2 protein-coding genes are annotated in these 1,625 nt (G+C 66.9%); both read right to left on the bottom strand.

Going from position 1 to position 1,625, the window contains the following annotated elements:
- Nucleotides 1-604, bottom strand: a 604-nt coding sequence (locus ACRDUX_RS13240) for a ferredoxin reductase (protein WP_526414485.1), incomplete at its 3' end; no start/stop codon positions are given.
- The gene (locus ACRDUX_RS13235; RefSeq protein WP_526414484.1) at nt 604-1,506 is read right to left on the bottom strand and encodes a metal-dependent hydrolase; all 903 of its coding nucleotides are present in this window, start codon (nt 1,504-1,506) and stop codon (nt 604-606) included. The genes ACRDUX_RS13240 and ACRDUX_RS13235, both read right to left, overlap by 1 nt.
- Nucleotides 1,507-1,625 lie beyond the last annotated feature (119 nt).

Genomic DNA, 1,625 nt, shown 5'->3' with positions numbered 1-1,625 from the left:
GGGTGTCGCGGCTGCGGCCCGCATACATCATCGACCAGTGCACGCCGAGGCATTCCGCCTGCGCCAGCATCGGGAGGATCGGCGTGATGCCGATGCCGCCCGCGATGAACCGCAAACGCTGGGCTGGCGAGCCGTAGCCAGGCACGGTGAGTGGGAACGCGTTGCGGGGTCCGCTGGTCGTGATGGACGCACCGACGATGAGCGCGTCGTGGACTTCGACCGACCCTCCGCCGCCACCTGGTATGCGGCGCACCGCGATTCGGTAGGAGTCGACGATGCCGGGATCGCCGCACAGCGAGTACTGCCGCACCAGGCCACTGGGCAGGTGAACGTCGAGGTGGGCGCCGGGATGCCAGCGCGGCAGCTTCCCGCGATCCGGTGCGCGCAACGTCAGCGCGATGACGTCCTGATCCCGAGCGACGACCTGACGGTCGGCGACGACGAGCGGGAAACGGCGCTCCACGCCGGGCAGCGGCGCCACCCTGTGGAGGGCACCCGACAGGTTGAAGTACCCCGTCAGCACCGTGGCGGCGACGCCGACCACGAGATCGTGGCGGGACCGCCCGAATGCGCTCGGCGGCGTCTCCCGAAAGCGCGTGAACATCACAGATGCGCCGCGCGGGCCGCGGGGGAGCTCGCCAGGTACGCCACGGCTTGCGCCGTCGACCCCATCTCCTCCGGGGAGAACCCGGGCCGGAAGTACATGAATGTGTTGGACCCGAACAACTTTCGGTACTCCGGAAGGAGCCCGAGCTTGGAGTCGCGCATCCGGAGGCGCTGCATCTGGAACCACCCCACGTCGAGGGCAGGATCGGTCTTGGACAGGTACCAGGCGCCGCGCTGGAAGAACGCGAAGATCATGGCAACGGCGATCATCATCGCGCGGATGCGGTCGAGGTAGCTGTCGTGGAAGTACGAGGCGACGTCATGCGCGACGTTGCGGTGCTCGACCTCCTCACTGCCGTGCCAGCGGAACAGGTCCACGATCGTGGGGTTGGCGTCGTGGTCATCCCACGCGCAGTTCAGCGAGAAGTCGCCGAGCAGGGCCGTGTAGTGCTCGATGGCAGCGATCAACCACAGCCGGTCACACAGGTGGTTCAGCTTGCGCCTGGGGTCGGTGATGGACGGGTTGGGCGCCAGGACCTTCTCGAAGACGTACTCGATCTGATCGAGGATCGGTTTGACGTCGACGCCATGGGTGACCAGGTACTCGTTGAGCACCTTGTCGTGGACGTCGGCGTGCGTGGCCTCCTGGCCGATGAACCCGCGCATGTCCTCGGCCAACTTGGGGTCCTTCACCAGCGGCAGCGCCTCGTCATAGGCGGCGACGAACCAGCGCTCCGCCGCAGGGAGCACGACGTTCAGCAGGCTGACGACGTTGGAGGCCACGGGGTGACCGGGAATCCAGTGCAGCGGGACGTCCGCGACGTCGAAGTGCACCCTGCGCGCCTGGATCTGGACCGGACCGGGATCGATCTCCATCTCGAAACGTCGTGGTCGCAACATCGCAGCCTCCTCATCGCCATCTGACCGATGAGGAGTCTACGGGAATTAGGTGGGAACGCGGGTCCCGGATACTTCGGGTCCCGGGTACTTGGAGTGTCAGCCGACGGGGACGGGAACTC

It is taken from the genome of Mycobacterium sp., from assembly GCF_050701675.1.
Lineage (GTDB): Bacteria > Actinomycetota > Actinomycetes > Mycobacteriales > Mycobacteriaceae > Mycobacterium.
The sequence above is the reverse complement of the archived record's forward strand: the minus strand, read 5'-3'. Positions and strand labels throughout refer to the sequence as shown.

What these genes read in the sequence shown, in the direction of transcription:
- ACRDUX_RS13235 (WP_526414484.1), bottom strand. Translation starts at nt 1,506, where the DNA reads ATGTTGCGACCACGACGTTTCGAGATGGAGATCGATCCCGGTCCGGTC.